Source organism: Ruegeria sp. CDSC025 (assembly GCF_059610805.1).
Window position 1 is genome coordinate 88,954 of record NZ_JBXWOJ010000013.1, and the last position, 24,831, is coordinate 113,784.

At 55.5% G+C, this 24,831-nt stretch carries 24 protein-coding genes and 1 pseudogene; 15 read left to right on the top strand and 10 right to left on the bottom strand.

The window, feature by feature from the left end; all coding sequences use genetic code 11:
- Positions 1-38 precede the first annotated feature (38 nt).
- From AC2FH8_RS16680 to AC2FH8_RS16700, 5 genes are all read left to right on the top strand, one after another.
- Complete coding sequence (locus AC2FH8_RS16680) at positions 39-920, top strand: encapsulin (RefSeq protein WP_271951782.1); 882 nt, start codon at positions 39-41, stop codon at positions 918-920.
- 14 nt (positions 921-934) lie between these two features.
- A complete protein-coding gene (locus tag AC2FH8_RS16685) occupies positions 935-1,762 on the top strand; it encodes a DUF3237 domain-containing protein (RefSeq protein WP_281995742.1) in 828 nt (275 codons plus the stop codon).
- Positions 1,755-3,803 (top strand): hydroxysqualene dehydroxylase, encoded by a 2,049-nt coding sequence (locus AC2FH8_RS16690; RefSeq protein WP_496690291.1) that lies wholly within the window; start codon positions 1,755-1,757, stop codon positions 3,801-3,803. The genes AC2FH8_RS16685 and AC2FH8_RS16690 overlap by 8 nt, the downstream gene beginning before the upstream one ends.
- Before the next feature lie 3 nt (positions 3,804-3,806).
- Positions 3,807-4,877 (top strand): polyprenyl synthetase family protein, encoded by a 1,071-nt coding sequence (locus tag AC2FH8_RS16695; RefSeq protein ID WP_496690292.1) that lies wholly within the window; start codon positions 3,807-3,809, stop codon positions 4,875-4,877.
- A gap of 131 nt (positions 4,878-5,008) precedes the next feature.
- Positions 5,009-5,473, top strand: coding sequence for a hypothetical protein (locus AC2FH8_RS16700; RefSeq protein ID WP_142638504.1), 465 nt, complete (start codon positions 5,009-5,011; stop codon positions 5,471-5,473).
- 511 nt (positions 5,474-5,984) lie between these two features.
- On the opposite strand, the gene AC2FH8_RS16705 is transcribed toward AC2FH8_RS16700, so the two are convergent.
- Together AC2FH8_RS16705 and AC2FH8_RS16710 are read right to left on the bottom strand one after the other, a co-directional pair.
- The gene (locus tag AC2FH8_RS16705; protein ID WP_281995745.1) at positions 5,985-6,881 is read right to left on the bottom strand and encodes an alpha/beta fold hydrolase; all 897 of its coding nucleotides are present in this window, start codon (positions 6,879-6,881) and stop codon (positions 5,985-5,987) included.
- A 26-nt stretch (positions 6,882-6,907) separates the two neighbouring features.
- Positions 6,908-8,155 (bottom strand): MFS transporter, encoded by a 1,248-nt coding sequence (locus tag AC2FH8_RS16710; RefSeq protein ID WP_281995746.1) that lies wholly within the window; start codon positions 8,153-8,155, stop codon positions 6,908-6,910.
- A gap of 70 nt (positions 8,156-8,225) precedes the next feature.
- On the opposite strand from AC2FH8_RS16710, the gene AC2FH8_RS16715 reads away from it, so the two are divergent.
- The gene (locus AC2FH8_RS16715) at positions 8,226-8,642 is read left to right on the top strand and encodes a helix-turn-helix domain-containing protein (protein ID WP_496690293.1); all 417 of its coding nucleotides are present in this window, start codon (positions 8,226-8,228) and stop codon (positions 8,640-8,642) included.
- Between the two features lie 95 nt (positions 8,643-8,737).
- Here AC2FH8_RS16715 and AC2FH8_RS16720 read toward each other — a convergent pair whose 3' ends face one another.
- Positions 8,738-9,760, bottom strand: coding sequence for an alpha/beta hydrolase family protein (locus AC2FH8_RS16720; protein ID WP_496690294.1), 1,023 nt, complete (start codon positions 9,758-9,760; stop codon positions 8,738-8,740).
- A gap of 137 nt (positions 9,761-9,897) precedes the next feature.
- On the opposite strand from AC2FH8_RS16720, the gene AC2FH8_RS16725 reads away from it, so the two are divergent.
- Positions 9,898-10,920 (top strand): helix-turn-helix domain-containing protein, encoded by a 1,023-nt coding sequence (locus AC2FH8_RS16725; protein ID WP_496690295.1) that lies wholly within the window; start codon positions 9,898-9,900, stop codon positions 10,918-10,920.
- A 237-nt stretch (positions 10,921-11,157) separates the two neighbouring features.
- Complete coding sequence (locus AC2FH8_RS16730) at positions 11,158-11,814, top strand: helix-turn-helix domain-containing protein (protein WP_185956716.1); 657 nt, start codon at positions 11,158-11,160, stop codon at positions 11,812-11,814.
- On the opposite strand, the gene AC2FH8_RS16735 is transcribed toward AC2FH8_RS16730, so the two are convergent.
- The 5 genes from AC2FH8_RS16735 to AC2FH8_RS16755 are packed head-to-tail and all read right to left on the bottom strand — an operon-like array spanning position 11,792 to position 16,155.
- A complete protein-coding gene (locus AC2FH8_RS16735; protein WP_496690296.1) occupies positions 11,792-12,289 on the bottom strand; it encodes a GNAT family N-acetyltransferase in 498 nt (165 codons plus the stop codon). The two genes, AC2FH8_RS16730 and AC2FH8_RS16735, sit on opposite strands and share 23 nt — an antisense overlap.
- 28 nt (positions 12,290-12,317) lie before the next feature.
- The gene (locus tag AC2FH8_RS16740; RefSeq protein WP_496690297.1) at positions 12,318-13,385 is read right to left on the bottom strand and encodes a heme-dependent oxidative N-demethylase family protein; all 1,068 of its coding nucleotides are present in this window, start codon (positions 13,383-13,385) and stop codon (positions 12,318-12,320) included.
- A 13-nt stretch (positions 13,386-13,398) separates the two neighbouring features.
- On the bottom strand, positions 13,399-14,361 hold the full coding sequence (locus tag AC2FH8_RS16745) for a PDR/VanB family oxidoreductase (protein WP_281973362.1): 963 nt from the start codon (positions 14,359-14,361) through the stop codon (positions 13,399-13,401).
- On the bottom strand, positions 14,358-14,954 hold the full coding sequence (locus AC2FH8_RS16750) for a dimethylamine monooxygenase subunit DmmA family protein (RefSeq protein ID WP_496690298.1): 597 nt from the start codon (positions 14,952-14,954) through the stop codon (positions 14,358-14,360). Before AC2FH8_RS16750 ends, AC2FH8_RS16745 begins: the two co-directional genes overlap by 4 nt.
- A 55-nt stretch (positions 14,955-15,009) precedes the next feature.
- Positions 15,010-16,155, bottom strand: coding sequence for an aminomethyl transferase family protein (locus AC2FH8_RS16755; protein WP_496690299.1), 1,146 nt, complete (start codon positions 16,153-16,155; stop codon positions 15,010-15,012).
- Between the two features lie 339 nt (positions 16,156-16,494).
- On the opposite strand from AC2FH8_RS16755, the gene AC2FH8_RS16760 reads away from it, so the two are divergent.
- The 6 genes from AC2FH8_RS16760 (at position 16,495) to glnT (ending at position 22,616) form a co-directional block, all read left to right on the top strand.
- Positions 16,495-17,868: an ammonium transporter gene (locus AC2FH8_RS16760; protein WP_142638482.1), complete on the top strand. Its 1,374-nt coding sequence runs from the start codon at positions 16,495-16,497 to the stop codon at positions 17,866-17,868.
- A gap of 11 nt (positions 17,869-17,879) precedes the next feature.
- Positions 17,880-18,095 (top strand): hypothetical protein, encoded by a 216-nt coding sequence (locus tag AC2FH8_RS16765; protein WP_142638480.1) that lies wholly within the window; start codon positions 17,880-17,882, stop codon positions 18,093-18,095.
- 148 nt (positions 18,096-18,243) lie between these two features.
- Positions 18,244-19,173, top strand: a complete 930-nt coding sequence (locus AC2FH8_RS16770) for a class II glutamine amidotransferase (RefSeq protein ID WP_496690300.1) — start codon at positions 18,244-18,246, stop codon at positions 19,171-19,173.
- Between the two features lies 1 nt (position 19,174).
- Positions 19,175-19,858, top strand: a complete 684-nt coding sequence (locus AC2FH8_RS16775) for a GltB/FmdC/FwdC-like GXGXG domain-containing protein (RefSeq protein ID WP_142638476.1) — start codon at positions 19,175-19,177, stop codon at positions 19,856-19,858.
- A gap of 20 nt (positions 19,859-19,878) precedes the next feature.
- Entirely contained in the window at positions 19,879-21,207 is a 1,329-nt protein-coding gene (locus AC2FH8_RS16780; RefSeq protein ID WP_496690304.1) for an FMN-binding glutamate synthase family protein, read from the top strand.
- Positions 21,208-21,287: 80 nt separating this feature from the next.
- Positions 21,288-22,616, top strand: a complete 1,329-nt coding sequence (gene glnT / locus AC2FH8_RS16785; protein ID WP_142638474.1) for a type III glutamate--ammonia ligase — start codon at positions 21,288-21,290, stop codon at positions 22,614-22,616.
- 432 nt (positions 22,617-23,048) lie between these two features.
- On the opposite strand, the gene AC2FH8_RS16790 is transcribed toward glnT, so the two are convergent.
- On the bottom strand, positions 23,049-23,483 hold the full coding sequence (locus AC2FH8_RS16790; protein WP_142638472.1) for a group II truncated hemoglobin: 435 nt from the start codon (positions 23,481-23,483) through the stop codon (positions 23,049-23,051).
- A 139-nt stretch (positions 23,484-23,622) separates the two neighbouring features.
- Here AC2FH8_RS16790 and AC2FH8_RS16795 point away from each other — a divergent pair, with 139 nt between their 5' ends.
- Positions 23,623-24,468 (top strand): EamA family transporter, encoded by an 846-nt coding sequence (locus AC2FH8_RS16795; RefSeq protein ID WP_142638470.1) that lies wholly within the window; start codon positions 23,623-23,625, stop codon positions 24,466-24,468.
- A 249-nt stretch (positions 24,469-24,717) separates the two neighbouring features.
- Here AC2FH8_RS16795 and AC2FH8_RS16800 read toward each other — a convergent pair.
- A pseudogene (locus AC2FH8_RS16800) lies at positions 24,718-24,831 on the bottom strand (bifunctional methylenetetrahydrofolate dehydrogenase/methenyltetrahydrofolate cyclohydrolase); the annotation flags it as partial.

Below are 24,831 nucleotides of genomic sequence, written 5' to 3' on the forward strand. Positions count from 1 at the left end.
AGATTTAACCGCGCAGTGCCATCCAGAAGGGGGAGACGATGACCGAAGCACTTGAATTGGACCAGCAGCAGTGGGACGCTGTGAACAAGGCCGTCCACGATGAAGCGTTGCGCGCGCGTATTGCTGCCAGTTTTCTGCCGCTCTACGGCCCGCTACCGGCTGATACCCAATCGGTTCCTCTGAACAAGCTTGAACTGGTTCCCGAAGCGACCGGTCCAAAGATGCGCTTTGGCGTGAATGATTTTGATACGACGCGGCTGTCGACAGTGTCCGTGAACGTCCATGTCAAAGGCGCACAGCTTGCAGATCCCGAACTGGCCGCCGCGCTGATTATGTTCCGCCGGGCGGCTGCCATTGTCGCACGGGTCGAGGATGAGATCATTTTTAACGGTCAGGCCGGCACCGGTGAAGGCCCCCAACCCGCGCCCGGCGCACCCGTCACGCTGCCCCCGGTTTATACCGTAAGCGGTGGTGGAAAATACGAAGGCCTGCTGGAAGCGGGGGAGGCACAACCCATTTCCAGCGGTTCCAAGAAAAAGCCTACCGGCCCCGAGGTTTTCGAGGCCGTGGTTGCGGGGATCAGTCAACTGGAATCCCTGGGTCATCTTGGACCCTATGCCTGTGTGATGGGTAACGGCCTGTTCCAGGCGGTCACGACACCGATGGAAAACTCAATGGTCTTGCCCCGCGACAGCATTCTGCCATTTCTGGACGGGCCGCTGCTGCGGTCTGGCGCATTTCCGGTGAACAAGGCCGTGCTGGTGTCTTTGCAGGGCGCACCGGTTGAGATTGTTGTGCCTTCTGACATTGCTGTCAAATATCTGCAGACCTCGGCAGATGGCGATCATATCTTCCGCGTTCAGCAGAAATTCCGCCTCAGGATCAAAGAAGCTCAGGCTATCTCGACCATCACGTGCTGACCGGCGCGATGGGTATGCGGGAATTCAGCGACGGCGGGGTCACCCTGCGCTGGTCCGAAGCCGCCTTTCAGGCCGCCACCGGGGTACAGCGGGTTCTGGTTGAGGCCGGGCCTGCGATATCTCCGCATGACACGCTGCGCCTGTTCTATCGCGAAGGGGGCGGACCTGAACGGGCTGTCCGTGGGTGGCCACTGGGTCAGGATCCACAATCGGGGTTGCAACAATTTGCAGCGGCCCTGCCCGTTCCCGCTGTGGGAAAACAGATGACCTGGCGGCCGGTTCTGACCTCGGGCGGGCGCGATTATGACCCCGGAAACGCGGTCGCGCCGAAACCAGAAGATCGCGCGCCAAAACACGAGACATCCAGCCCGGTGCTGGATCATATCGCCCATTTTGAGGTGCCGTTTTCAGGCAACTTCAACCCATCGGGTGAAACTCCCGATGGCATATGGCTGCATTTTGCGATCAAAGAGGGCGGTACCGTGACCGGCCCGAACCTGAACGGAACGATCGAGCCCGTGGGCGGAGACTGGATGCGCGTGCGCCCTGATGGCGTGGGTATTCTGCATGCCAAGGCGCTGATCAATCCGACAACCGGCGGTGCCCCGGTCATGTTCGACGATACCGGGATCTGCGATTTCGGTACGGATGGCTATGCCGCCCTTGCCAAGGGCAAGCTGCCACCCAGTGCCCCGGTTCGGCTGGCGCCCCGGTATCTGACCTCGAATCCGCGTTATATGTGGATCAACCGTCTGCAGGGTTTCGGAATCGGAGAGGCCAGCCTGTCCGACATCACCCTGCGATTTGACGTCTATTCCGCGAAAGGAACATCCGATGGCTGAAAAGGTGGTCATATTAGGCGGAGGCGTCGGCGGGATGAGCGCCGCGCATGAGCTGATCGAACGGGGTTTCGAAGTCGAAGTGTATGAGCGTCAGCTTATCGCCGGCGGCAAGGCCCGCAGCATTCCGGTGCTTGAAGGCGAAGACGATCACGGTTCGAAAGAGGAACATATCAGAGCGCTGAAAGACTGGATCGGGATGCACGGCTATGACCTGCCACCCGGTGTCAAACGCCCCTGGTTGCCCGGTGAACATGGGTTCCGGTTCTTCCCTAACTTCTACCGGCACATCACCAATACGATGTCGCGCACGCCCTATTATGACAAGGGCACCTGCTACGACAATCTGGTTCCGACAACCCAGGTATTGGTCAGCCAGTTCGACCACCCCGGTATCATCGTACCCGAGCGGTTTCCACAATCGCTAAAAGAGGTCGCCAATGCGCTCAAGACCTTTGCCTATACAATCTCGCCGCGCAACGAAATCGACTTTGAGGATATCGAACATTTCCTTGGTTGCATGTGGCGCATTGCGACCTCGTGCAAAGAGCGCCGGTTCGATGAGTATGAACGTATCGGCTGGTGGGAATTCATCGGCGCCGCGGAGCGGTCCGAGGCCTATCAGAAGTTTCTGGCAATCGGCCTGACCCGATCACTGGTGGCGGCCAAAGCGACAACCGCAAGCACCAAGACCGTCGGCGATGTCGCCATTCAACTGCAGCTTGGGATCGCAACACCCGAGGCGACCAGCAACAGGCTGCTGAACGGGCCGACCAATCTGGTCTGGATTCAGCCTTGGCTGGAATATCTGAAAAGCCGGGGTGTGGTGTACCATTTCGATTCCAAGGTCACCGGGATTGAATGCCGAAACGGCCGAATTTCCAGCGCCACCGTTGAACAGGACGGCACGCAAAAGCAGGTCACCGGTGATTGGTTCATCAGCGCCCTGCCCATTGAACGCATTGCACCTTTGGTGACGCCGGCCATGACAAAGGTAGATCCGGGTCTGGCCAAGCTGCCATTGCTTGCCGAAGACGTGCAGTGGATGAATGGCATCCAGTTTTACCTGACCAAGGATGTTGAACTGGCCCATGGCCATGTGATCTTTATCGACAGCCCTTGGGCGCTGACGGCTGTTTCGCAAAAACAATTCTGGTCCCAGATAGATTTTGAAAACTGGGCCGATGGTAAGACCAAGGGATTGCTCTCGGTCGATATTTCCGAATGGGACAAGCCGGGCACGAACGGAAAAACCGCGCGCGACAGCTCTCGTGAAGAAATCGCCAAAGAGGTCTGGGAACAGCTCAAACGCAGCCTGAACGTTGATGGCAACATCGTCCTCAGGGATGAAGAACTGCATTATTGGTTCCTGGATCCCGACATCGTTGAGGACCCCGATCATCCTGCCCGAGAAAGCAATGTCGAACCGCTGTTGGTAAACCGCATTAACAGCTGGCGGCTGCGGCCCGAAGCGGCGACGCTGATTCCGAACTTTATGCTTGCGTCCGACTACGTCCGGACCAACACCGACCTTGCCACCATGGAAGGCGCAAATGAGGCTGCCCGAAGAGCCGTCAATGCCATCCTACGGCGCAGTGGTTCTGAGGCGCAGCCCTGTGAAATCTGGGATCTGCATGAGCCCGACATCCTGCAACCCCTGCGGGCCTATGACTATGCCCGATATCAGGCGGGTGAGCCCTGGGATGAACGCTTTGCCATCGCTGTCGAGGCCGCTTTGCGCATGGGACAAGACGCCACCGGCACCAAACGTGGTGGGCAAGGACCGCTGGCCGCGATTGGTCCGCTGACGGCCGAATACTCCAAGCCCGGCGGAATTGTCGAAGACCCTGCGATCTCGGACGCGTTGCGCATGGTCGCGGCACCTCCAGAGCTTTATAATCTGATGGCCGCGCATCTACCGGGCCGGGACACACCGATCCCCGGCGCGGACTTTGCTGAAGATCTGGCGATCGGCATTGTCGAGGCGACCACACCGCCAACCGACATGTCCGGTCGCAAAGTCATCATCACACAGAAGGGCTGACAGGTGACTGTTCCCAAGGCGCAGCCGGCATCCGCGGCCACGCAAGGTTTCCTTGAGCAGCTGACGCGTTATGGCGATCAGGCGCGCAAGGTACTGTTGGACAAAATGCCAGCGGGTGAGCCGCAAGCCTATCTCTATGGGCCTATGCGGGACTATATCGAAACCTCGGGCAAAGGGCTTAGACCTGCCCTTCTTTTGGCCACGTGTGAAGCATTCGGCGGAAAAGCCGAGGATGCCGAAATTGCTGCTGCGGTCATCGAATTGCTGCACAATGCATTTCTGGTTCATGACGATATCGAAGACCTCAGCGATTTCCGACGGGGTCGGGAATGTATGCACAAACGTCTTGGTGTGCCCTTGGCGATCAATATCGGCGACGGCATGCAATCTCTGGCGCTAAGCCTGCTGCGCCAGAACCTCGGCCCTCTGGGCCCGATGACCGGCGCGCGTGTGGTGGACGAATTTGATCACCTGCTGAAAGAGTCGATCGAGGGCCAAGCCCTTGAATTGGGATGGATAAAAGACAATCGCCTTGACCTCAGCCCGTCCGACTATCTGACCATGTGTCTGAAGAAAACCTGCTGGTACAGCTTCATTCACCCGATGCGTATAGGTGCCCTGATCGCGCGCCCGGACGATGTCGCCTCCGGGGCGCTGAATCTGGATGACTTCAACGCGTTCGGCTTTTTTCTGGGGGCCGCCTTTCAGATCCAGGATGACGTTCTGAATCTTGTGGGAAGCCAGGGTAAATACGGCAAAGAGATCGGTGGGGATATCTACGAAGGCAAACGCACGCTGATGCTGGGACGTCTTGGGGCGCAGGCGGATCGGCAGGAACAGTCCCGACTGTCAGAGTTTCTAGAAAAGCCAAGAACGGCCCGTTCGGAGCAAGAGGTCGAATGGGTATTGGCGCGGATGAACCACTATTCTTGCATTGAATATGCTCAGGCCGCAGCAAATGACCTGCTTGCGGCGGCCCGTCGGGAATTCGATGTTGTATTTGCAAATACCAACGCGGCGCCGCGCGCGTTTCTTGGTCAGTTCATGGATTATCTGGTGGCGCGTCAGGTCTAACACTCGCCCTTTTTTTTTGTAGATATTCAATATCTTAAATTTCGAAATCCCGTGAATCCACCGCCGAATCCAATACGCATTCCTTTCAAGTTTGTCATTTACTAAACGCTGTAGGCTGTGCACATTGAGCTATGCCTTATTTCGAGCGAAAACCATTTGTCAGCGCTCTCCGCACGGCCACCAAGGCCGTTCCGGAGCAGGATACACTTCCGATATCTCAGATCGCACGGGGCATTCTGAATGCGGAAAACAGCACCACACAACAGCTGGACGGACCCTTTCACTGCCGCAAGCCCTGCAGGCCCGGTGAGACAGGAACCATTCTCTTGTCCTTTGCTGCACCTGCCGGAGCAGACGTTGTCGACTTGCAGTTCGAACCGGGCGACATGATCAGCCGCGACGGCAACGTGTTGCCAACCGACAAGATGAGCATCCAACCTTCCGCAGTCCGTATTCCCCCGGGACAGGCCGTCGACGTTGCCGTAAGCCTCACCATTCATGATCTGGCAGAACCCGGCCAGTATCAGGGGCGCGTATACACCAAAGGCAGCGAAAACACCGCCATCGTTGTCACCTTTGAGGTTGTGGCTGACTAAAGTGATCCTGCCCCGAAGGTAGGGTGCAGTATTGCCCGTGGTCGGAGTTTTCTATTTCGATTGCACATATGCAGAAAAATAGCTTCGAAAAATATTTCGATTTGTAATCATCTGCCTCATACGAAGCTGGCACCGGGCGAGGCTAAACATGCGCCTCATAGATAGCTTAACTATTCCTGCCATTGGGCTGTTAGGTGCCACAGCCAACGTGAATGCCGAGCAAGAACAAACAGCTTTTTAAATCGGGTGAGATGGGTCGCCTTGGCACAAAATTCGACCAAAAGATTACCGGCAAAACGATATAAACTGTTGAGCAACATCGACGCGCGAAGCGAAATGACCAGCCAGAATTGTCCCCTGTCTCTCGCATACGGAATCGAAGGCGGTCAGGCATCGCGCTTTGCTTCAGCCACCTCACGCAACCAAAAAAATGACGATGCCCTGAACCCAAATTGCGCGCACTCGGAATTGCCGCGATTGTCCGATTTGAGAACGCGCTTCTGCTTGATACTCAACCGCTCAAATCTTCTACGGCTTGGCGCACAGCAGCGATCATCTGCGGCGCCAAACCGTTGTGACCCAGTCTCTCAATCTCCTCAAATTGAAGCTTTCCAGCTTGGGCAAAGGCACGGGCAGGTTCAATCGGGCATATTAGGTCATCCGCCCCATGGATCAAACGATGTGGGAGTACGGAGATTGTATTTGGATCTCCGGGGCCGGTAGCAGGTAGGAAGAAATTATTAAGCCAGTACCAAAGGTACACGCGGGTGCGATTTATGTCGCTTTGGGTGACGGATGCCGGAAGCCGCACAGTGCCGGGTTGCGGTCCATGAAACGCATCTTCAAGCGCCATCACACGGCGGGCTGCCTCACGTGCTTGCGCGTCATTATCTTCCATACGGGCAAACCATGCTATGGCAGGATGGAGCTGTTCTGTCTCATCGAGAGGATCGAGAAACAGGCCGCGCGCACGCTGCCCGGCTTCGAAACGCTTTGCCCTATCGCGCAACATCCACTGGTCCATTGAAGGGCGGCAGATATGCGTGCTGCGCACGATCAATGCGCGTACCCGATCAGGATGAGCGGATGCGTAGGCCAATGCCAGTGCGCCACCCCATGAACCACCCAGCACTATCCAATCTTCATATCCCAGGGCCATCCGGATAGCCTCGGCATCGCGTAGGGTGTGCTGGGTCGTGTTTGCAGTGACCCGACCAGCTCTGCCCGACAACCCTGTTCCGCGTTGGTCAAAAAGAACCACCCGATGGCGGTCGGCGTCGAAATAGGCTGTGTGCTGCGGGTTGAGACCCGACCCTGGCCCCCCATGGAAAATGAGCGCGGGCGTATCGCCATGCCCCCAAATCTGTACGTTCAAGCCGTCTATTGGGACAGGTTTAAAAGTGTTCATCGGTAGGACTGCGACCTCCTTTATCATTATCTCGCGACTGTCTTACTGGTGATGCTCTTCAACGAAGTTCGACGCGAAAGCCAATACGCCACGATGGCCAATACCCCGCAGATTACAAAGGTGAGCTGCATCCCGTTGGCAATCGCTTCAGCAGATGCTGCCTCGACGGTGCGGGCCCCGATCCCAAAGGAAAAGACCGTCCCCATGACAGAGGCGCCGAAAATAAGGCCCAGATTGCGCGACAAGCCAAGCAGCCCTGAAACTGTCCCCCGCTGATCTGCCCGAACCCCCACCATGATCATGGTGTTGTTGGCGGCCTGAAACAACTGGTATCCCGGTGTCAGGATGCTGATAGCGCCAATGTAACCAATGACACCGAATGCGACTGGCAGGACCGCAAGCGCAAAGGTCCCGGTGGTCAGAGCAATGAGCCCAAGCGACAGAACACGCGCTGCCCCCCATGCATCCACTAGCCGACCCGATGGGACGCCGAGGAAGATCGATATGATTGGTCCGACCGACATGACAAGCCCCACTTTCGCCGCGCTCAGCCCAAGAGACTGCCCCAGAAAGAAGGGGCCTATCAGCAAAGTGGTCAACATCACATTTGCCACCAGAAAATTTGCCGCAAGGCCGGGGATAGCGCCGCTCTTTCGCAGTGCAGTTAGTCCGACCAGAGGTGTTATCCCAGAGGAAACACTTGCGGGCAAAAGCCGAACGGCCAAAATGGCCGTAGTCAGGCTCATCGGCACCAGGACAAAGAACACTCCTTGCCACCCGAGTTTTCCAATCAGCACGCCACCCAACGAAGGTCCCAGTGCGGTTCCGACCGCCGACATCGTGCCCAACAGGCCCATGGCTTGCCCGACACGCTCTGTTTCAAAAATATCGCGAACGAGTGCGACGGTCAGCACCATGAGGAATGCAGCGCCAATTCCCTGAAGAGACCGCGCGGCACTCAACACCTTAAGATTGGGCGCCAAGCCGCAAAACGCAGAGGCCAGCGCGAAAAGTATAAGCCCGAAGATCAGCATCTGCTGTCGTCCAAAGCGGTCCCCAAGTCGTCCAGCCAGCACAGAGAACAGCGTCAGTGTCGCGAGATATGCGATCACCACCCATTGCACTTGATGTACCGGCGCTTTCAGGTCCTGGGCGATTGCAGGCAAGGCGATATTGGCAATGCTGGTGCCCAATGAGGCCAGCAGCATGGACAGGGAGAAACACAACAAAGCGCCGGGTCTCGTTGTCTTCAATGCATTTGATTTGATGTGCACCACTATTTTCCTCTTGTCGGAATCGCTACAGAAGGCGACGTTACGAATTCAAGTCGACTTGAGGTCAAGCATGAAACTTTTGGATATAGGCGAGGTGTCGAAAATGACCGGCACCCCAACTTCAACGCTGCGTTACTATGATGAGCTTGGCCTGATTTCGTCTGTTGCGCGGCACGGGCTTCGTCGGCAGTTCACGCCGGATGTCTTATTGCAACTAGCCCTGATCACGATGGGCAAATCTGCAGGGTTTTCACTTGAGGAAATCTCGGGGATGTTCGGCCTTGATGGAACTCCGAATATCCCCCGGCAAGAGTTTCACATTCGTGCGGATGCGCTGGATCGGCAAATCCGCGAGCTGACGGCGCTGCGCGATACCCTGCGACATGTGGCGGATTGCCCGGCGCCATCGCATTTGGAATGCGCAACATTCAGACGGCTCATCGACCTCGCCCATCACCGGGGCACGAAGAAAGCCAGTGGCAGGTAGCGGCAAGCCAACTACGAATTTTTGGTATACCGCTGAGGGGTATGGTCGGCCCGCACCATTGGATGCAATGCCGATATGTAAGTGTCCGAAATACACTAATTCAGATCGAAGTGAGCGGCCAAACTGTCAATTATCATGTCAAGAACTTGGGCGCGGTCCGTTCCCCCAGGATCAGTGCAAACAGGATCGTCCTGCTCTTCGATCAAAATCGCTTCACCGGCGGGCTTACATAATCCAAGCGCGGTGAAATGCATTGCGGGCGCGATCGTCATCACCGTGGCCTGAGGAACCAGCGTCTCAAAATTGCTTCCCAGGGCGCTCGTGTCTGTTGCATTCAGCCTGTCGGCCCCGTCACCCAATCCAATCAGAAAAAGCGAGGCTGTCACGTCCCGCACATCCTTATGCGCAAGATCCCAAGTTAGTCCCGGATCAATGGCTGCGACGGCACTGACCCGTGGATCCTTGTAAGATGCCTCATATTTTTCCTGGTCGATTGCAGTTACATCGACACCCTCTGCCGTCAACTTTGCGCAAAATTGTGACCCTGCCCCTGCGGCCTCGCAATAATCGAAAAATCCGTCACGATTGCCCTGGACGCCCGCAAGCGAAAGGGCTGTCCAGCCACCATAAGAGAAACCCGTGGCGTAGATCCGTGAAGTGTCGATGAGGGGGGCGAAAACCGGGTCTTGCAGCGCGTGATCCAACGCGGTGGACATGTCCTGGGCGCGGGTCCAATGATTAAATGCGGTATCGAAATCCAAATCTAAGGTCGTGCTGCCTGGATGGTTTACTGCCACTACGATTGCACCTTGCGAGACCAACCCCGCACTAAGCCACGCCATTCGTGCATAATTGCCGCCCCATCCGTGTGAGAGAAGAACAACCGGATGTTGCCCTGGCACCGGCCTGGCGTTTTCGACTACTGCTGTTCCATAGAACACTGCATTTTCTGCAAACATAGTCTGGCGCTGACCTGCCGCAGGGAACATGACAGCCATTTGCATGTCCTGATCATGATGAGGTGCGGCAATCGTCAATTCGACGAGGCCGACATCTTGTGCAGCAATTTCCGTGCCCGCCGAAAGGGTCATGACGAGGGTAAGAAGAGGAAGTTTCATGGCGCGCCTTTTTTGTAGGGTGGCATTAGTGTCGGCCTACATTCAGACGCTGTCGGGATTTCATACGACCTGAATCCGGTTTAAGGTCGCGCAGATCAGGATTTAGGTCCTATGACAGACGAAAACGGACCCCCCTGATGCCAGTTCTACCAATCCCAATGATTACTGCCCTGCTGCTTTCGGGCTTTCTTTTACATCGCTTTCTGACCCGCAAAACCCATCCCACGCTTTTGGTCCTCATCGGATGCTGCGCAGCACAAAGTGCGGTTATCGCGCTTGTGCAATATTATGGCTTTACGGGTCTCAGGGTCGTTCAGCCCATTCTTGCGACTGTAATTGCCGCATCCGCGTGGCTGTCCTTTCGTCAGGCCTCGGTGGGTTATCTGCGCAGACAGGACTTGTATTTGCATGCGGTAGGTCCGGCCCTTGCGATAAGTTTTCTGGCAACCCGACCCGAAGCGCTGGACGTGTTGATCCCCTTTCTCTTTGCGGCATACGGTATCGCCATCGCGTCTATGCTCTTGCGCGGCGAAGATTGTTTGCCCCATAGCCGCTTAGAAAACGGGCGCATGATTGTTTGGGTTTGGCGTGTTCTGGCCATCGCTTTGATCGCCTCAGCAGGCAGCGACATATTCATTGCAGTCCGCCTTGCATCAGGAGACACCGAGGTCTTGCTCTGGCTGCCAAGCCTGTTTTCCGCAATCACACTGCTCATATTAGGGGCGCTCAGCCTATCGCATGCAATCGAAAGTCAGAGCATTGGCTCTGACACGCGCGATGCGTATTCCAAGCAAGATAAAACCCGTGACACCGCTATTGTCGAAAAGCTCGACGCCTATATGGAAACACATAAGCCATATCTCGATCCCGATCTCACACTGGCCCGGTTGGCCCGAAAATTGCAGGTTCCAGAAAAGCAGCTTTCAAGCGTAATCAACAAAGGCAAAAGCGAGAATGTGTCTCGCTACATCAATAGGCATCGGATTTCTCACGCTTGCGCCGTAATGAAGACTGGAAAATCGGTGACCGAGGCGATGCTGGCCAGCGGGTTTAACACCAAGTCGAACTTCAACCGCGAGTTCTTAAGGGTGATCGGCGTCAATCCGCGTCGCTGGTTGAGGTCTCTTGTGGAAGTGCCCGATGAAAGGGTCAAAACCTAAGACGTTCTGGTGTACCAAGCATCCTTGCCACAGCTGCCGAACCTTGATTTAGGACATCGGCGTCAGAGCCGTGAAAGCCGTCAAACAGTGAGAATCCGATCTCTATTCTGTTTTCTGTCAGCATGATTATATTACTATCAGGAAAAACTGATGCTATGGTAATCCGAATAGAATTGGGTATTGCGCCGCGCCTGCTTGCAGAACCGGTTTGGACACGTGTAGCAAGACGTTGAAAGAATGAAATTGAAAAAACGCGACAAAGAAATGGCAGCAAACCTGACGCAGGACCCACATTCCGTTCGTTCGGGTGACAGAGAGAAAGTTCTTGAAGTTGCCATCGGCCGCGAGGTTCGTGCCTTTCGCAAACAGCAGAACATAACGGTCGCAGAGCTGGCCCAGTTGACCGGCCTTTCGATTGGCATGCTGTCCAAGATCGAAAACGGAAATACGTCGCCGTCCTTGACGACTCTGCAATCTCTGGCGGATGCGCTTTCGGTTCCTTTGACAAGCTTTTTCCGACAGTTTGAAGAACGCCGCGAGGCGGTTCATACAAAAGCAGGAGAAGGCGTCGAACTGGAGCGTGAAGGAACACGTGCGAACCATCAGTATAACCTGTTGGGACATATTGGTGCCAACGGATCCGGCGTGATCGTCGAACCGTATCTGATTACCCTGACCGCTGAATCAGATGTGTTCCCAACTTTCCAACATGGCGGGATCGAAACGATTTACATGCTGGACGGTGAGGTGGATTACCGCCACGGGGACCAGATTTACCCGCTAAAACCCGGCGATACCCTGTTCTTTGATGCAGATGCTCCGCATGGGCCCGAACGGCTTGTCAGTCTGCCGGCGCGGTATATATCAGTTATCAGCTATCCGCAGACAAACTGATCGGTTTGCGCAATAAGAAATCTGTGGGTCTGTCATAACCTTCGCGACTGCCCGTGCTTACGATCGTGAACCCCAGCCTCGAAAATACGCGATGGTTCTCAGTAAGTTCCACGCGTGTTTCCAGTTCCAGCGCAGGTAAGCCAAGCTCTGCTGCACGGCGTGCAGCATGATCCACCAACCTGCGGCCGATACCCTGACCCCGCAATCCATCCTTCACCGCAAGCTTTCCAAGGTACAAACTGTCGGGCTTGGGCGTCAGAAACATACACGCGAAAAGTGGTCGCCCAACGGCCCAGATCTCGCCGCCACCCTGACAATGCACCTGCATTCCTTCCACGTTCAGACTATGGATAGAAGACGGAGGGTCGATCCGGGCATCCATGTACTGAAATGACGCGCGAAGCAGCGCAAGCACGTCATACAAAGCAAAATCGTCACTCGAGATGAGCCAAGGCGCTTCGCCCGGATCAATCATATGAGTTGAGAAATTTCGCAAGTCTCGCTTACTTAGACAAAGGTGGTTCCGTTTCCAAATCCGGCCAGATCCCCGGAGAAGTGGGCAACCCGTCGTCAAACTGGCTGAGATAGTCCAACATAATGGGGCGGTTATCGATGAACCCTTTATAGGTTGCCAGCTCGACCGGCAGGTCCCGGATGACCCGATGCAGACGGCGGCCCCATTTGGGAACGGTCATCAGGTCCTGAAAACTACACAGGTAGCAGCGGATCGGGAACACCAGGGCGTTGGATCGCGGTAGACGGAAAAAGGTTTGCAACTCGACCCGCAGATACTGTTTGTGCGCTATGTTTTCAGGTGTCAGCGTCGTCTTCTGGATACCCCATTTGTGATAGTTTTCCGGGCTGGTATCCAGCAGCGGATTCACTGTCATAGTCCAATTCAGACGCCGTGCCGGGGCACCCTGTTGAATGTTCAGCAGGAATTTCAGCGCGCGTTGGAAAATGCCCATTTCATGGGCTTTGGGAACCGGCGCGTGCCACTCGAAAAAGTTCATTCCGATGTCAAAATCCAGACTCCAATCCGCTTGGGTCGTCACCATTCCCGCGTCCATCCACAGCATCTCGTCACGCTGATCCAGCACGGCGAAATCGCCCTGAGCTTGTCGCGTGATGTATTCCATCGGCCCATAAGGCAGCGTGGTTTCATCCATGAAGGTAAAGCTGTGATCGATGCCCAATGGCTTGTTGATCCAACGCCACTGATTGCCGTTGCGATGCAACTCGAACAGATCAGGATAGTCTTCGGACTTGCTAACCATGATCAGTTCCAGCAAGTCCCAGCCGGCCAATGTCATATGCGGCAGTGACTGACAGCGCAGCGGGTCCTGATCCAGAACCATCGCGCGGTCTTTCATCTCGGACACATAGTGTTCGTCGACGTCGAACCGCATCTCGTAGACCGATCCTTTGGGCCCGCCGCGATGCTGTTCCATGTTGACTGAATACATATAGCTGTCTTCGTGAAACGGAAACGGAAAGCGTTTGATCGCCCAGTCCGAGTTGTGAAACGTATAGTCGTCGCGGAAGGATTCGTCGTTGAATTGAATGGTCATGTTGGGCCTCCTCTCAACGGTCCAGCACGAGGGACTTGCCCTCGAAGCGCGATACACAGGGCATGATTTTCTTGCCCGCGGCCTTTTCTTCGCCGGTCAGCCAGTGATCGCGGTGAACGAAATTACCTTCATGGTCGAGCACAACGGTTTCGCACTGACCGCAGGCCCCACCGCGGCACAGATATGGTGCGTCCACGCCTTCACGTTCGATGGCCTCCAGCAGGCTTTCGTTTTCACCCACATGAATGACCTTATCCGATGCCGCCAAGCGCACCTCGAACGGTTTGCCGGGCTGAGGCGCCAGGAACTCTTCGTAGTGCACGCAATCTTCGGGCCAGCCTTCGGCGGCAGCCGTGTTTCGGACCCAGTCGATCATGCCCTTTGGACCACACACATACACATGCGTTCCCAGGGGTTGCCCGCTGAGTAGATTTTTCAGATCAATCGCCTGGCTCTGATCGTCATAGTACAGATGGGTTTCGTTCGGATGTCTGTCTGTCAGTTGCTCAGCATAAGATGCCAAGGCAGTGTTTCGGCACGCGTAATGCAACTCCCAATGCCCGTGCAGCAATTCCAACTGTTTAATCTGTGCCAGAAACGGGGTGATCCCGATGCCACCGGCCAGAAACAGATGCTTGCGGGCGCGCAAGTCCAGTGAAAACAAGTTGACCGGATAGCTGATGGTCATCTCGTCGCCCAGCTTGACCTGGCGGTGCATGAACAGCGACCCCCCCCTGCCCTCATCATCGCGTCGAACCGAAATTGTATAAGATGACTGATCAAACGGATCTGACATCAACGAATAGGGGTTAAGCCGTGTAATGGCACCATCCTGCATTTCGACCACAGTATGTGCCCCGCCCGAAAAGGTTGGTAATGGCGCGCCGTCGATACGTTCGAACCGGAACCGCGTCACCAATTCGTTCAGCGGAGTGATCTCGGTCACCTTGACCTGAATTTTCTCAGCACCGCTCATTCGTAAATCCCCTTCGACTCGGGCACATTACCATGATCCTCGGCGTCGATACGGACGCCCTGATAGGCGGCAAGACGGCGGGAGTAGTGATCGCGCACAAACAGGTTTAGGCCGCAATGTGAACAGACAAACGGGTCAATCTCGACGTCTTCGGTGATGCCTTTGCAATGCACGCATTGCATCCGACGGGCGACCGATCCGCGATGTTCGGTCTGGATCGCCGTGTGCGGCAGGCCTACGGCCATCACTTCATTCATGGCCTGCCCCATCATGCCTTCGGTGCCGGTCAGGTAGACCTGCAATCCCATATGCGCGTCCTCCAGAACCCTGCGAATGCGCGGCAGAGACGCCTCGAAAGACGGGCCTTCATAGAACTGAGCAGGGTTCAATGCCCTTAGCTTTTCCGCGAAATCGGTGCCTTTCGGGATATAGATCAGATGGGTTTTGGCCATCAGGTCAGGTGTTGCGATGTCGAGAATGGCTTCGGCCCCTTCGGCCTCGGCTATCATGAGATGATGTTCGCCCTGGCGAACCTCTAGCGCGCCCCAGACCGGGCGGCTTGCGATTGACTTGGGAAATTCGAACTTTGACATTGTGCCCTCAAATAGGAAAAGGGCGCCACGGTGTGTCCGTCGCGCCCCCTGAAACTCAGCCCTTTGCGGTTCTGATCGATTTGTCCTGATCGTAGAACGGCATCTCTTCCGCAGTTGCCGTTATTTCTGTCCCATCGCCGTTGCGCACCGTCAGCTTGGTACCGGGTGATGCACATGCGACCGGCATCCGCGCGATACCCACATTGTGACCATTGATATCAGAATACATGCCGAAGGTGACAACGCCGACTTTCTCGCCGTTTTGCAGCAGATCCGCGCCTTCATCCGCTGGGGTCGTGCCGTTCAGTTTGACGCCATAGATCTTAAACCGCTCTTTGCCTTGCGATGCATAGTGGTTCTCGGCGCCGATAAAGCCGGTTTTTCCAGGTGAGACAGTGAAATCCAGGCCCAGTTCCCACAGTGTATCACCACAGGTATCGCCATCGAACGGATAGGTTTCGGAATTGTCGCCCGGATAAAACAGCAAGTAGCTTTCGGTGCGCAGCAGATCGAGCGTCGAGAACTGGACCGGCACGATGCCCATGTCTTTGCCCTCGGCCAGAATGTTGTCCCACAGGTGTACGGCGTGCTTAGCCTGACAGAAAATCTCATACCCGCGCTCACCAGTATAGCCGGTCCGCGAAATCATCACTGGGCAGCCATAGAGTTTGGTTTGCATGATGCCGAAATAGGCCAGATCGCGAATTCCGGGGATGTGCTTAGCCAGGAAGTCTACAGCCACCGGACCCTGCAGCGACATGTCATGCATGTCATCATCGAAGATGACCGAACAATTCTTACCCGCCGCCACGGATGTCAGCTGCTCCATTCCGGTGCCTGTGCCATGCACCACCAGCCACGTGTTCACCGACAGGCGATAGATGATGCAATCATCAACAAACTTGCCTTCGGCATTCAGGATCGAGGCATATGTCGACCGCCCCGGCATGATCTTTTCGACGTTCCGCGTGGTGACACGATCAATGACATAGGCGGCATCCTCACCAACCACGTGAACCTTTTTCAAGCCGGAAACATCCATAAGACCAGCTTTGGTTCGAATTGCTTCGTAGTCAGCTTTGGCGCGTTCAGGGCTTTGGTCATAGAACCAAGCAGTCCCCATCCCGTTCCAGTCTTCAAGCTCGCCGCCGATCTGGGCGTGGCGCTGCGCAAGGGCCGACGTTCTCCAAAGAATGGCCATGGTTCGGTTCTCCCGTTGATCGTTTTTGTTGCCCATATTGAGGCCGATGTTGGGTTGAAAATCAACACCTGTGTGCAGAATTTTTTCCTGTTGGGAATATTTGCCTGCAATTTTTGCACCCTAAGAACATTCGAGAATATTGATATTTCTTTTCTTTATCTGTGGCTTAGTGCGTTTTTGGACGTGTGGGGACATACATCAAGCACAGACCTTAAAGATGTTTGCCCCACATATCTATTGACAGGTCGCCAATGAGATTGTCCCCTTAGTATACAATTATTCCCAGCAGGAAATGCTTCGCAGAAAGACCTCCTGCTGCAACAACAGGGAGACTACGAAGTGGATGGCAATCTAAATGCACTTACGACGGTCTTTACCGAGTTTTATTACTGGGTAACGGTCGTCTTCATGTTCCTCATCCATGTGGGCTTTTGCATGTACGAAGTCGGTGCCAGTCGGGCCCGTAACCATATGCACACATTGATGAAAAACATCATGATCATCCCGCTGGTGACGGTCACGTTCTTCTTCTTTGGATGGTGGATCTACTGGGCGTTCCCGAACTTTCCGTTCTGGGGCGGTCTCGACACCGAAGCAGGTGCCGCAAATCTACCGTGGGCGAACACAATGGCAACCAATTTGGACGACAGAATCACAGGGGTCTTCTGGGCCGCGTTCCTTCTGTTCTCGTGGACAGCCGCCTCGATCGTTTCTGGTTCAGTGATCGAACGGATCAGGTCATCGGCTTTGTGGGTCCATGCAGTCATGATCGGGTCCGTCTGGTGGATCATCGACGCTGCTTGGGGCTGGCACTATGGTGGCTGGATGGTGCGTATATTGGGGTATCACGATGCTTATGCGTCAGGCGTTATCCATGCAATCGCAGGTGGTTACGCACTTGGTGTGATCATGGTACTGGGTCCACGACTTGGCAAGTTTGCCAAGGATGGAACGCCGCGGGATATTCCTCCGCATAATCCATGGTTGCTGACCATCGGTATTTTCCTGATCTATACCGGGTTCTGGGGTTTCTATGCCGCCTGTAACGTTCCGGTAATCTCGCCCGAGGTTATCGACGGTCAGATCGTTGGCGCCACCTGGACTGCAACCAACATCTATCTGGCCCCGACCACGCTGTCGGCGATTACGTTCAACTTCCTGATGTCGCTGTCGGGTGGGTTGATGGCAGCCTATGTCGTCTCGAAGGGAGATGCCTTCTGGACCTTCTCGGGCGGTCTGGCCGGTATCATCACCGCGTCTGCTGGAAACGATTTGTATCACCCGATCCAAGCGATGATCATTGCCGCAATCGGCGTCGTGATCGTCTATAATCTGCACTACTGGGTAGAGCGTCGGTTCAAGCTGGACGATGCCGTTGGTGCCGTTGCCGTGCATGGCTATGCAGGTGTCGTCGGGCTGGTCATCGCGGGCTTTGTCCTGTGGGGCGTGCCTTCGTCACCATACGAAGGTTATGCAACCATCAACCCGATCGGTCAGATCACGGGTGCGGTCATCATGTTCTTTGTCCTTGGGTTCCTGCCAGGCTGGGCTCTGGCGAAAATGCAATCCGCTGCCGGCGTACTGCGCATCCCGGAAGAAGTTGAACTTCAGGGTCTCGATTACGCTGAACACCATGCCTATGAGGACGCCAAAGCTGCCATTATCGAAGCCGATAAAGAAGAACTGGCCGCCCGTGGCGTAGCAGTGAAATGAGGGAGTAAGATATGTCTACGAATGGTTATACAAACTGGGCCGTGGATCTGGCCGAAGTCGGGCCGGTCTATCCCTTCCAAGGTTACGAAGTTCTAATGGTCATCATTGGTGTCGTCTTCTGGGTTGGCTGGCATCGCATCCAATTCGTCCGCGAAGCTGAGCACCTGGAAAAGGCGCGCCACACCGGTGACGAAGAAAAGGTGAAAGCACAGTTGGAGCGATATTGATCCAGCCTTGAATGCTTGCAATGGGCGCGAAAAACACAGGTCGCGCCCATTGCCTCTTAGGAAAAAAACTTTCCTATGATTATTGATGTCCCACTGATTTGTTGGTACCGTCGAATCATAATGAAACACATAAGGAGATCTGCCAGCCATGTGCGGAATTGTTGGATTATTCCTCAAAGACCAGTCTCTTGCGCCCCAACTGGGCAATATGCTGACAGACATGCTGATCACGATGACAGATCGTGGCCCCGATAGTGCCGGTATTGCAATCTACGGCTCTGAGTCCGATGGCAAAACCAAGATTACAGTTCAGTCCCCCAACCCCGAAACGGACTTTGTCGATCTGGCTGATGAGCTAGGCAAAAGACTTGGCGTGACGGTTGGTCAGGCAGACAATGATACACATGCCGTCTTGGAAATTCCCGCCCGTCAGTTCGAAGCCGCGCGCGCCGCGCTGGCTGAAATCCGGCCGACGGTTCGTATCATGAGTCGTGGCGATAGCCTCGAAATCTACAAGGAAGTTGGCCTGCCCAAGGATGTTGCAGACCGCTTCAGCCTTAGCGGCATGAGCGGCACTCATGGCATTGGACACACACGCATGGCGACGGAATCCGCCGTGACAACAATGGGCGCACATCCGTTCAACACGGGGTCCGATCAATGTCTGGTTCACAACGGATCGCTGTCCAACCACAACTCGTTGCGCCGCAAGTTGCGCCGCGAAGGCGTTACCATCCAGACAGAGAACGACACCGAAGTTGGTGCCGCATACCTGACCTGGAAAATGATGAATGGCGCCACTTTAGGGGAAGCTCTGGAATCCAGCATTGATGATCTGGACGGGTTTTTCACCTTTGTAGTAGGGACCAAAGACGGGTTTGGCGTCGTACGTGACCCAATCGCTTGCAAGCCTGCAGTGATGGCAGAAACAGATCAATATGTTGCCTTTGGCAGCGAATACCGCGCCTTGGTGAACCTGCCAGGAATCGAAGACGCCCGAGTTTGGGAACCTGAACCGGCCACCGTATATTTCTGGTCGCACAACGACAGTCCCACAACCCACGAAAAGGCCGCCTGAAATGCAGACCTATGATTTAGAGGCAGACGGACTGCGTGGATTGAACTCGTCCCTGCAGGCGCAAAACGCCGAGACCAACCAAACCAGCTGGGAAATTGTAAATCCAAAAGGCAGCCATGCGATTGCTGTCGGACTGGACGCGCCGATCGAAGTGACGGTCAAGGGGTCTACCGGATACTATTGTGCCGGCATGAACCAACAGGCGACCATCAAGGTTCAAGGCTCAGTTGGTCCGGGTGTGGCTGAGAATATGATGTCCGGCCAAGTCATCGTCGATGGCGACGCCAGCCAGTATGCCGGGGCCACAGGCCATGGTGGGTTGCTGGTCATCAAGGGTAACGCAAGCTCGCGCTGCGGTATTTCGATGAAAGGTATCGACATCGTGGTGCATGGCAATATCGGCCACATGTCCGCCTTCATGGCACAGGCAGGAAATCTGGTCGTCTGCGGAGATGCGGGCGATGCGCTGGGGGATTCACTCTACGAGGCACGGCTGTTCGTGCGTGGTTCGGTCAAAAGCCTCGGTGCTGATTGCATCGAGAAAGAAATGCGCCCTGAGCATCTGGATATTCTGAGGGATCTGCTGGACCGCGCTGGCAGCGACGCCAAGCCGGAAGAGTTCAAACGCTATGGCTCGGCTCGTCAGCTTTACAATTTCGACATCGACAATTCCGCAGCTTACTGAGGAAGAAGGGTATGAAAGATATGGACGATCAGATCCCCCGCACCCTGCCGATTCAGTCGGCGACATTTACCAATCCGATCAATGCTGAGATCCGTCGCGCCGCTGCGACAGGTATCTATGACATTCGTGGCGGTGGCGCCAAACGGAAAGTTCCTCATTTCGACGATCTACTCTTTCTGGGTGCGTCGGTGTCGCGCTATCCGTTGGAAGGCTATCGGGAACGTTGCGATACCTCAGTAACGTTGGGCACGCGCTTTGCCAAAAAGCCGATCGAGCTGAATATCCCGATCACCATTGCGGGTATGAGCTTTGGCGCGTTGTCCGGTCCGGCGAAAGAAGCTCTGGGCCGCGGCGCATCCGCAGCGGGCACGTCAACCACCACCGGTGATGGCGGCATGACGCCCGAGGAACGTGGCCACTCAACCAAGCTGGTGTATCAATACCTGCCCTCACGCTATGGCATGAATCCCAACGATCTGCGTAAGGCTGATGCGATTGAGATTGTGGTTGGCCAAGGCGCCAAACCCGGCGGGGGCGGCATGTTGTTGGGTCAAAAGATCAGTGACCGTGTGGCCGAGATGCGGACCCTGCCCAAAGGCATTGACCAACGGTCCGCTTGCCGCCATCCAGACTGGACAGGGCCGGACGACCTTGAGATCAAGATCCTCGAACTTCGGGAAATCACTGATTGGCAAGTGCCTATCTATGTGAAAGTTGGCGCCACGCGCCCCTACTACGACACTGCATTGGCAGTGAAAGCCGGGGCGGACGTTGTCGTCATGGATGGCATGCAGGGTGGCACCGCTGCGACGCAAGACGTATTCATTGAGCATGTCGGGTTGCCAACACTGTCATGCATCCGCCCTGCCGTTCAGGCATTGCAGGATCTGGGCGTACATCGTGAGGTTCAGTTGGTCATCTCAGGCGGCATTCGCACCGGGGCCGATGTGGCCAAGGCATTGGCACTGGGTGCAGATGCAGTTGCTATTGGCACGGCTGCTCTGGTGGCCCTTGGGGACAACGATCCCAAATGGGAATCCGAATACCAGAAGCTGGGCACAACCACTGGCGCTTATGACGATTGGCACGAAGGTCAGGACCCGGCAGGGATCACCACGCAAGACCCCGACCTGGCTGCGCGTCTTGACCCGGTTGCTGCGGGTCGCAGGCTGCGCAACTACTTGAAGGTGATGGCGCTTGAGGCCCAAACCATCGCGCGTGCATGTGGCCACAATCACCTGCACAATCTCGAACCTGAAGACCTGTGTGCCCTGACAATGGAGGCGGCCGCCATGGCGCGTGTCCCCTTGGCGGGCACCAGTTGGTACCCGGGCAAGGAAGGGTTCTGAACCGATGCTGCGCGGCTCCCTGATGGGGGCCGCGTTTTTGCTTTGAAAAACTAGAATTCAACAGGGAAAGGAAAGCAATCGTGACGACAGATCTCGCAGCTTTCGCAAAAGAAAAAGGCGTCAAATACTTCATGATCTCGTTCACCGACCTGTTCGGTGGACAGAGGGCTAAACTGGTTCCTGCGCAGGCGATTGCCGACATGCAGCAAGATGGTGCAGGCTTTGCCGGGTTCGCCACCTGGCTGGATATGACACCGGCTCATCCTGACATGCTGGCAGTTCCAGACCCATCATCGGTCATTCAGCTGCCCTGGAAGCCCGAAGTGGCTTGGGTTGCCGGCAACTGCGTTATGGAAGGCAGCGATGTCGCGCAAGCCCCTCGTAACGTATTGCGCCGCCTGATCGACGAAGCTGCAAGCGAAGGAATGCATGTCAAAACCGGTATCGAAGCCGAGTTCTTCCTGATGACACCGGACGGAGAGCAGATTAGCGATCCTTTCGATACAGCTGAAAAGCCTTGCTATGACCAACAGGCCGTGATGCGCCGGTATGATGTCGTGCGCGAAATCTGTGACTACATGCTGGAACTGGGCTGGGGACCTTATCAGAACGACCACGAGGACGCCAACGGCCAGTTCGAGATGAATTGGGAATTTGACGACGTTCTGCGCACTGCTGATAAACACTCTTTCTTCAAGTTCATGACCAAATCGGTTGCTGAAAAACACGGGCTGCGTGCGACGTTCATGCCGAAACCGGTGGAAGGCCTGACCGGTAATGGCTGTCATGCGCATATCTCGGTCTGGGATGCGCCAGGCGATGCGGCCAAGACCAACGTGTTTGCAGGCGAGGGCGACGGCCCGACCGGTGAGGTTGGTCTGGGAGAGCGTGGCAAGCACTTCCTCGGCGGCATCATGAAGCACGCGTCAGCACTGGCCGCGATCACCAACCCCACGGTGAACAGCTACAAACGCATCAACGCGCCGCGGACGATGTCGGGTGCAACATGGGCGCCCAACACCGTGACATGGACGGGCAACAACCGGACTCACATGGTGCGTGTGCCCGGCCCCGGGCGGTTTGAATTGCGTCTGCCGGACGGAGCAACCAACCCCTACCTGCTTCAGGCCGTGATCATTGCGGCTGGACTGTCAGGTATCCGATCCAAAGCAGACCCTGGCAAGCGCTGGGATATCGATATGTATGCCGAAGGCCATAAAGTGCGCGGAGCACCAAAGTTGCCGTTGAACATGCTTGATGCACTGCGCGAATACGACAAAGACAAAGACCTGAAGGGCATGATGGGCGCCGAATTCTCGTCTGCTTTCCTGAAGATGAAGCATCAGGAGTGGAATTCCTTCGTGTCGCATTTCTCGCGCTGGGAAAAGGAAAACACGCTGGATATCTGATCCGGTAAAACTGGAAGACATCGAGGTTGCGGCCTGTGCCGCGGCCTTGTTGTTCATTCACCTACAACGATCACGCCGGGATGTTTTTTCAGTCAACACGCGCCGGGCGAAGATCGCGGCGCGTCTTTTGCACACATATCGTCAAACGGGGATTCCGTTGAAATTGTGCGCCTTTAAGACGGGAACCCAATCCCCGCATTGCACAGCTGCTTTGGGCAGCCCCTTGGTTGTCTGGGAAATCGGAACCATCCCTGGCTTGCGGCCGAAAAGCAGTCAATCAGGGCATGGGCTAAGGGTGCTGTGCAAAAGATGACACCTAAACGACGATATCGCGATCGAGCAAATCTCTATGACGTTCAATACTTAAGACCGGCTTCATCTAATCCGAACGGTTGGTTGTTTGACGACTGATTTCGAGACCCTGCAAATAGCCTATTCTGGGACTTCTTGTCCTTTTTTCCTATCCACCTCGATGCGCCAGTCGGGAACGTCGTTAACAAGCATCAATGCCGCACGTCGCAGGGAGGTTCGCATTTTATCCACCGCCGGGCCGCGCAGTTCACAATCTTCCAAAGCGGCGTCAAAGGTTTCCAGCCAAAGCTCTGCATCGGCCTCGCGAATAGGCACATGGGCATGTATTTCCCGTAAATCCATGTGGCCAAATCGTTCCCGGTAATAAGCTCGGCCGCCCAAAAAACCGCTGAGGAACTCGAACTGTGCTTGCCTTGTATGGTTCAATCCGTGACCCCGAAAATGCAGCCGGTGCAAGGAATACACAGCCGGATCGGCCTCCATTCGATCATAAAATTGTTCGACAAGCGCGCGCAGGCTCTCTTCGCCTCCAAGTTGATCCAAAGCCGAGGACATAGTGGATTCTCCGGGTCTCCAGTGCCTAATTTATTGCATAACAGGAATATTAGTTTATCAACAGTGACATCTTGGCGCTGTTGATATCTGGGACCGAACACATGCCAATATGGTCGACACTACAACAATCTTCCCTTACATGAGCGCCCTTGCACTCGGGTTGCTAGCTGCGTTGTGCTGGGGCATTCATGATCTCTCGGTCCGCTATATCAGCCAGTCCGTCAGCGTGGTCGCCTCGCTTATGTTTGTGTTACTCTTTGGTGCCATCCTGCAGATCGGGATGGTTGCAGCCTGGGGCGACATCAACCCCATGTCGGGCAACGCGATGGCTTATGCGATTGCAGCAGGTTTTTTTTACCTCTTGGCCGGGCTCAGCATGTACGAGGCTTTTCATCGGGGGCCCGTGCGATTGGTTGCGCCGCTAGTTGCCAGCTATCCGGTCTTGTCCGTCACCGTCGCAATTTGGCGCGGCTCGACTGTCAGTGCATGGCACTGGTTGGCCGTAATTGCGATCGGCCTCGGAGTATCCATCGTCGCAGCCCGCTCAGACAAAACCGAGACAACCTACCCTGCCCGTGGCCCAACCATTGTCTTGTCTTTGCTCGCCGCAACCGGGTTCGCCGCAGCATTTGCCCTGGGGCAATACGCGGCAGAGATCAGCGACGAATACACCGTGTCTCTAATCGGTCGACTTACGGCAATTCTGGTTCTGGCAGCGATAGCTTTTGCGTCTCGCAAGTCGATTTGGCCCGGCACAAAAGCACTGCCCCTTTTGTGCTTAATGGGTTTACTGGATGCGGTCGCAATTCTCAGTGTAGTCGCGGCCGGTAGGTTGCCCAATGCCCAATATGCATCCGTCGCGGCTTCGGTTTTTGGACTACTGACTGTTGTCCTTGCCTGGGCAATCTTGAAAGAGCGTATGTCACCAAGCCAGTGGCTTGGTTGTGTCGTCGCGTTTGCCGGAATCGGCTATCTCGCGCTCTGAGGACGGCCTTGCGAATTGACGTGCCTGATGGGCTGCAGCCGGGCTGTTTCGCAGGCACTCAATCTCGCCTGAGCGTGGCGGTCCGGATTCACTCCACGCTCGTAGTAGGGGGGATCGGAGGGAATTGGTAGGCGACACGCCAATGGATACGATCACCATGCACAAGTTACGACCTAAAAGGTCGCCAATACCTACCTAAATCAGAACGGAAAAAAGAACAGCCGCAGTTTGAACAGCGGCGGCCTCGTTTTAAGCCGTCAGGCCTTCTGGTTCGGGGAGTTTGTTAGCGCGGCATGCGGCGGTCAGGGTGTTGGCCAGCAGGCATGCGATTGTCATGGGGCCGACGCCACCGGGGACGGGGGT

Bases quoted from the DNA above. Each gene is read 5' to 3' on its own strand.
- AC2FH8_RS16680 (WP_271951782.1), top strand. From the start codon at position 39: ATGACCGAAGCACTTGAATTGGACCAGCAGCAGTGGGACGCTGTGAAC.
- AC2FH8_RS16685 (WP_281995742.1), top strand. From the start codon at position 935: ATGCGGGAATTCAGCGACGGCGGGGTCACCCTGCGCTGGTCCGAAGCC.
- AC2FH8_RS16690 (WP_496690291.1), top strand. From the start codon at position 1,755: ATGGCTGAAAAGGTGGTCATATTAGGCGGAGGCGTCGGCGGGATGAGC.
- AC2FH8_RS16700 (WP_142638504.1), top strand. From the start codon at position 5,009: ATGCCTTATTTCGAGCGAAAACCATTTGTCAGCGCTCTCCGCACGGCC.
- AC2FH8_RS16705 (WP_281995745.1), bottom strand. From the start codon at position 6,881: ATGAACACTTTTAAACCTGTCCCAATAGACGGCTTGAACGTACAGATT.
- AC2FH8_RS16715 (WP_496690293.1), top strand. From the start codon at position 8,226: ATGAAACTTTTGGATATAGGCGAGGTGTCGAAAATGACCGGCACCCCA.
- AC2FH8_RS16720 (WP_496690294.1), bottom strand. From the start codon at position 9,760: ATGAAACTTCCTCTTCTTACCCTCGTCATGACCCTTTCGGCGGGCACG.
- AC2FH8_RS16725 (WP_496690295.1), top strand. From the start codon at position 9,898: ATGCCAGTTCTACCAATCCCAATGATTACTGCCCTGCTGCTTTCGGGC.
- AC2FH8_RS16730 (WP_185956716.1), top strand. From the start codon at position 11,158: ATGAAATTGAAAAAACGCGACAAAGAAATGGCAGCAAACCTGACGCAG.
- AC2FH8_RS16735 (WP_496690296.1), bottom strand. From the start codon at position 12,289: ATGATTGATCCGGGCGAAGCGCCTTGGCTCATCTCGAGTGACGATTTT.
- AC2FH8_RS16740 (WP_496690297.1), bottom strand. From the start codon at position 13,385: ATGACCATTCAATTCAACGACGAATCCTTCCGCGACGACTATACGTTT.
- AC2FH8_RS16745 (WP_281973362.1), bottom strand. From the start codon at position 14,361: ATGAGCGGTGCTGAGAAAATTCAGGTCAAGGTGACCGAGATCACTCCG.
- AC2FH8_RS16750 (WP_496690298.1), bottom strand. From the start codon at position 14,954: ATGTCAAAGTTCGAATTTCCCAAGTCAATCGCAAGCCGCCCGGTCTGG.
- AC2FH8_RS16755 (WP_496690299.1), bottom strand. From the start codon at position 16,155: ATGGCCATTCTTTGGAGAACGTCGGCCCTTGCGCAGCGCCACGCCCAG.
- AC2FH8_RS16765 (WP_142638480.1), top strand. From the start codon at position 17,880: ATGTCTACGAATGGTTATACAAACTGGGCCGTGGATCTGGCCGAAGTC.
- AC2FH8_RS16770 (WP_496690300.1), top strand. From the start codon at position 18,244: ATGTGCGGAATTGTTGGATTATTCCTCAAAGACCAGTCTCTTGCGCCC.
- AC2FH8_RS16775 (WP_142638476.1), top strand. From the start codon at position 19,175: ATGCAGACCTATGATTTAGAGGCAGACGGACTGCGTGGATTGAACTCG.
- AC2FH8_RS16780 (WP_496690304.1), top strand. From the start codon at position 19,879: ATGGACGATCAGATCCCCCGCACCCTGCCGATTCAGTCGGCGACATTT.
- AC2FH8_RS16790 (WP_142638472.1), bottom strand. From the start codon at position 23,483: ATGTCCTCGGCTTTGGATCAACTTGGAGGCGAAGAGAGCCTGCGCGCG.
- AC2FH8_RS16795 (WP_142638470.1), top strand. From the start codon at position 23,623: ATGAGCGCCCTTGCACTCGGGTTGCTAGCTGCGTTGTGCTGGGGCATT.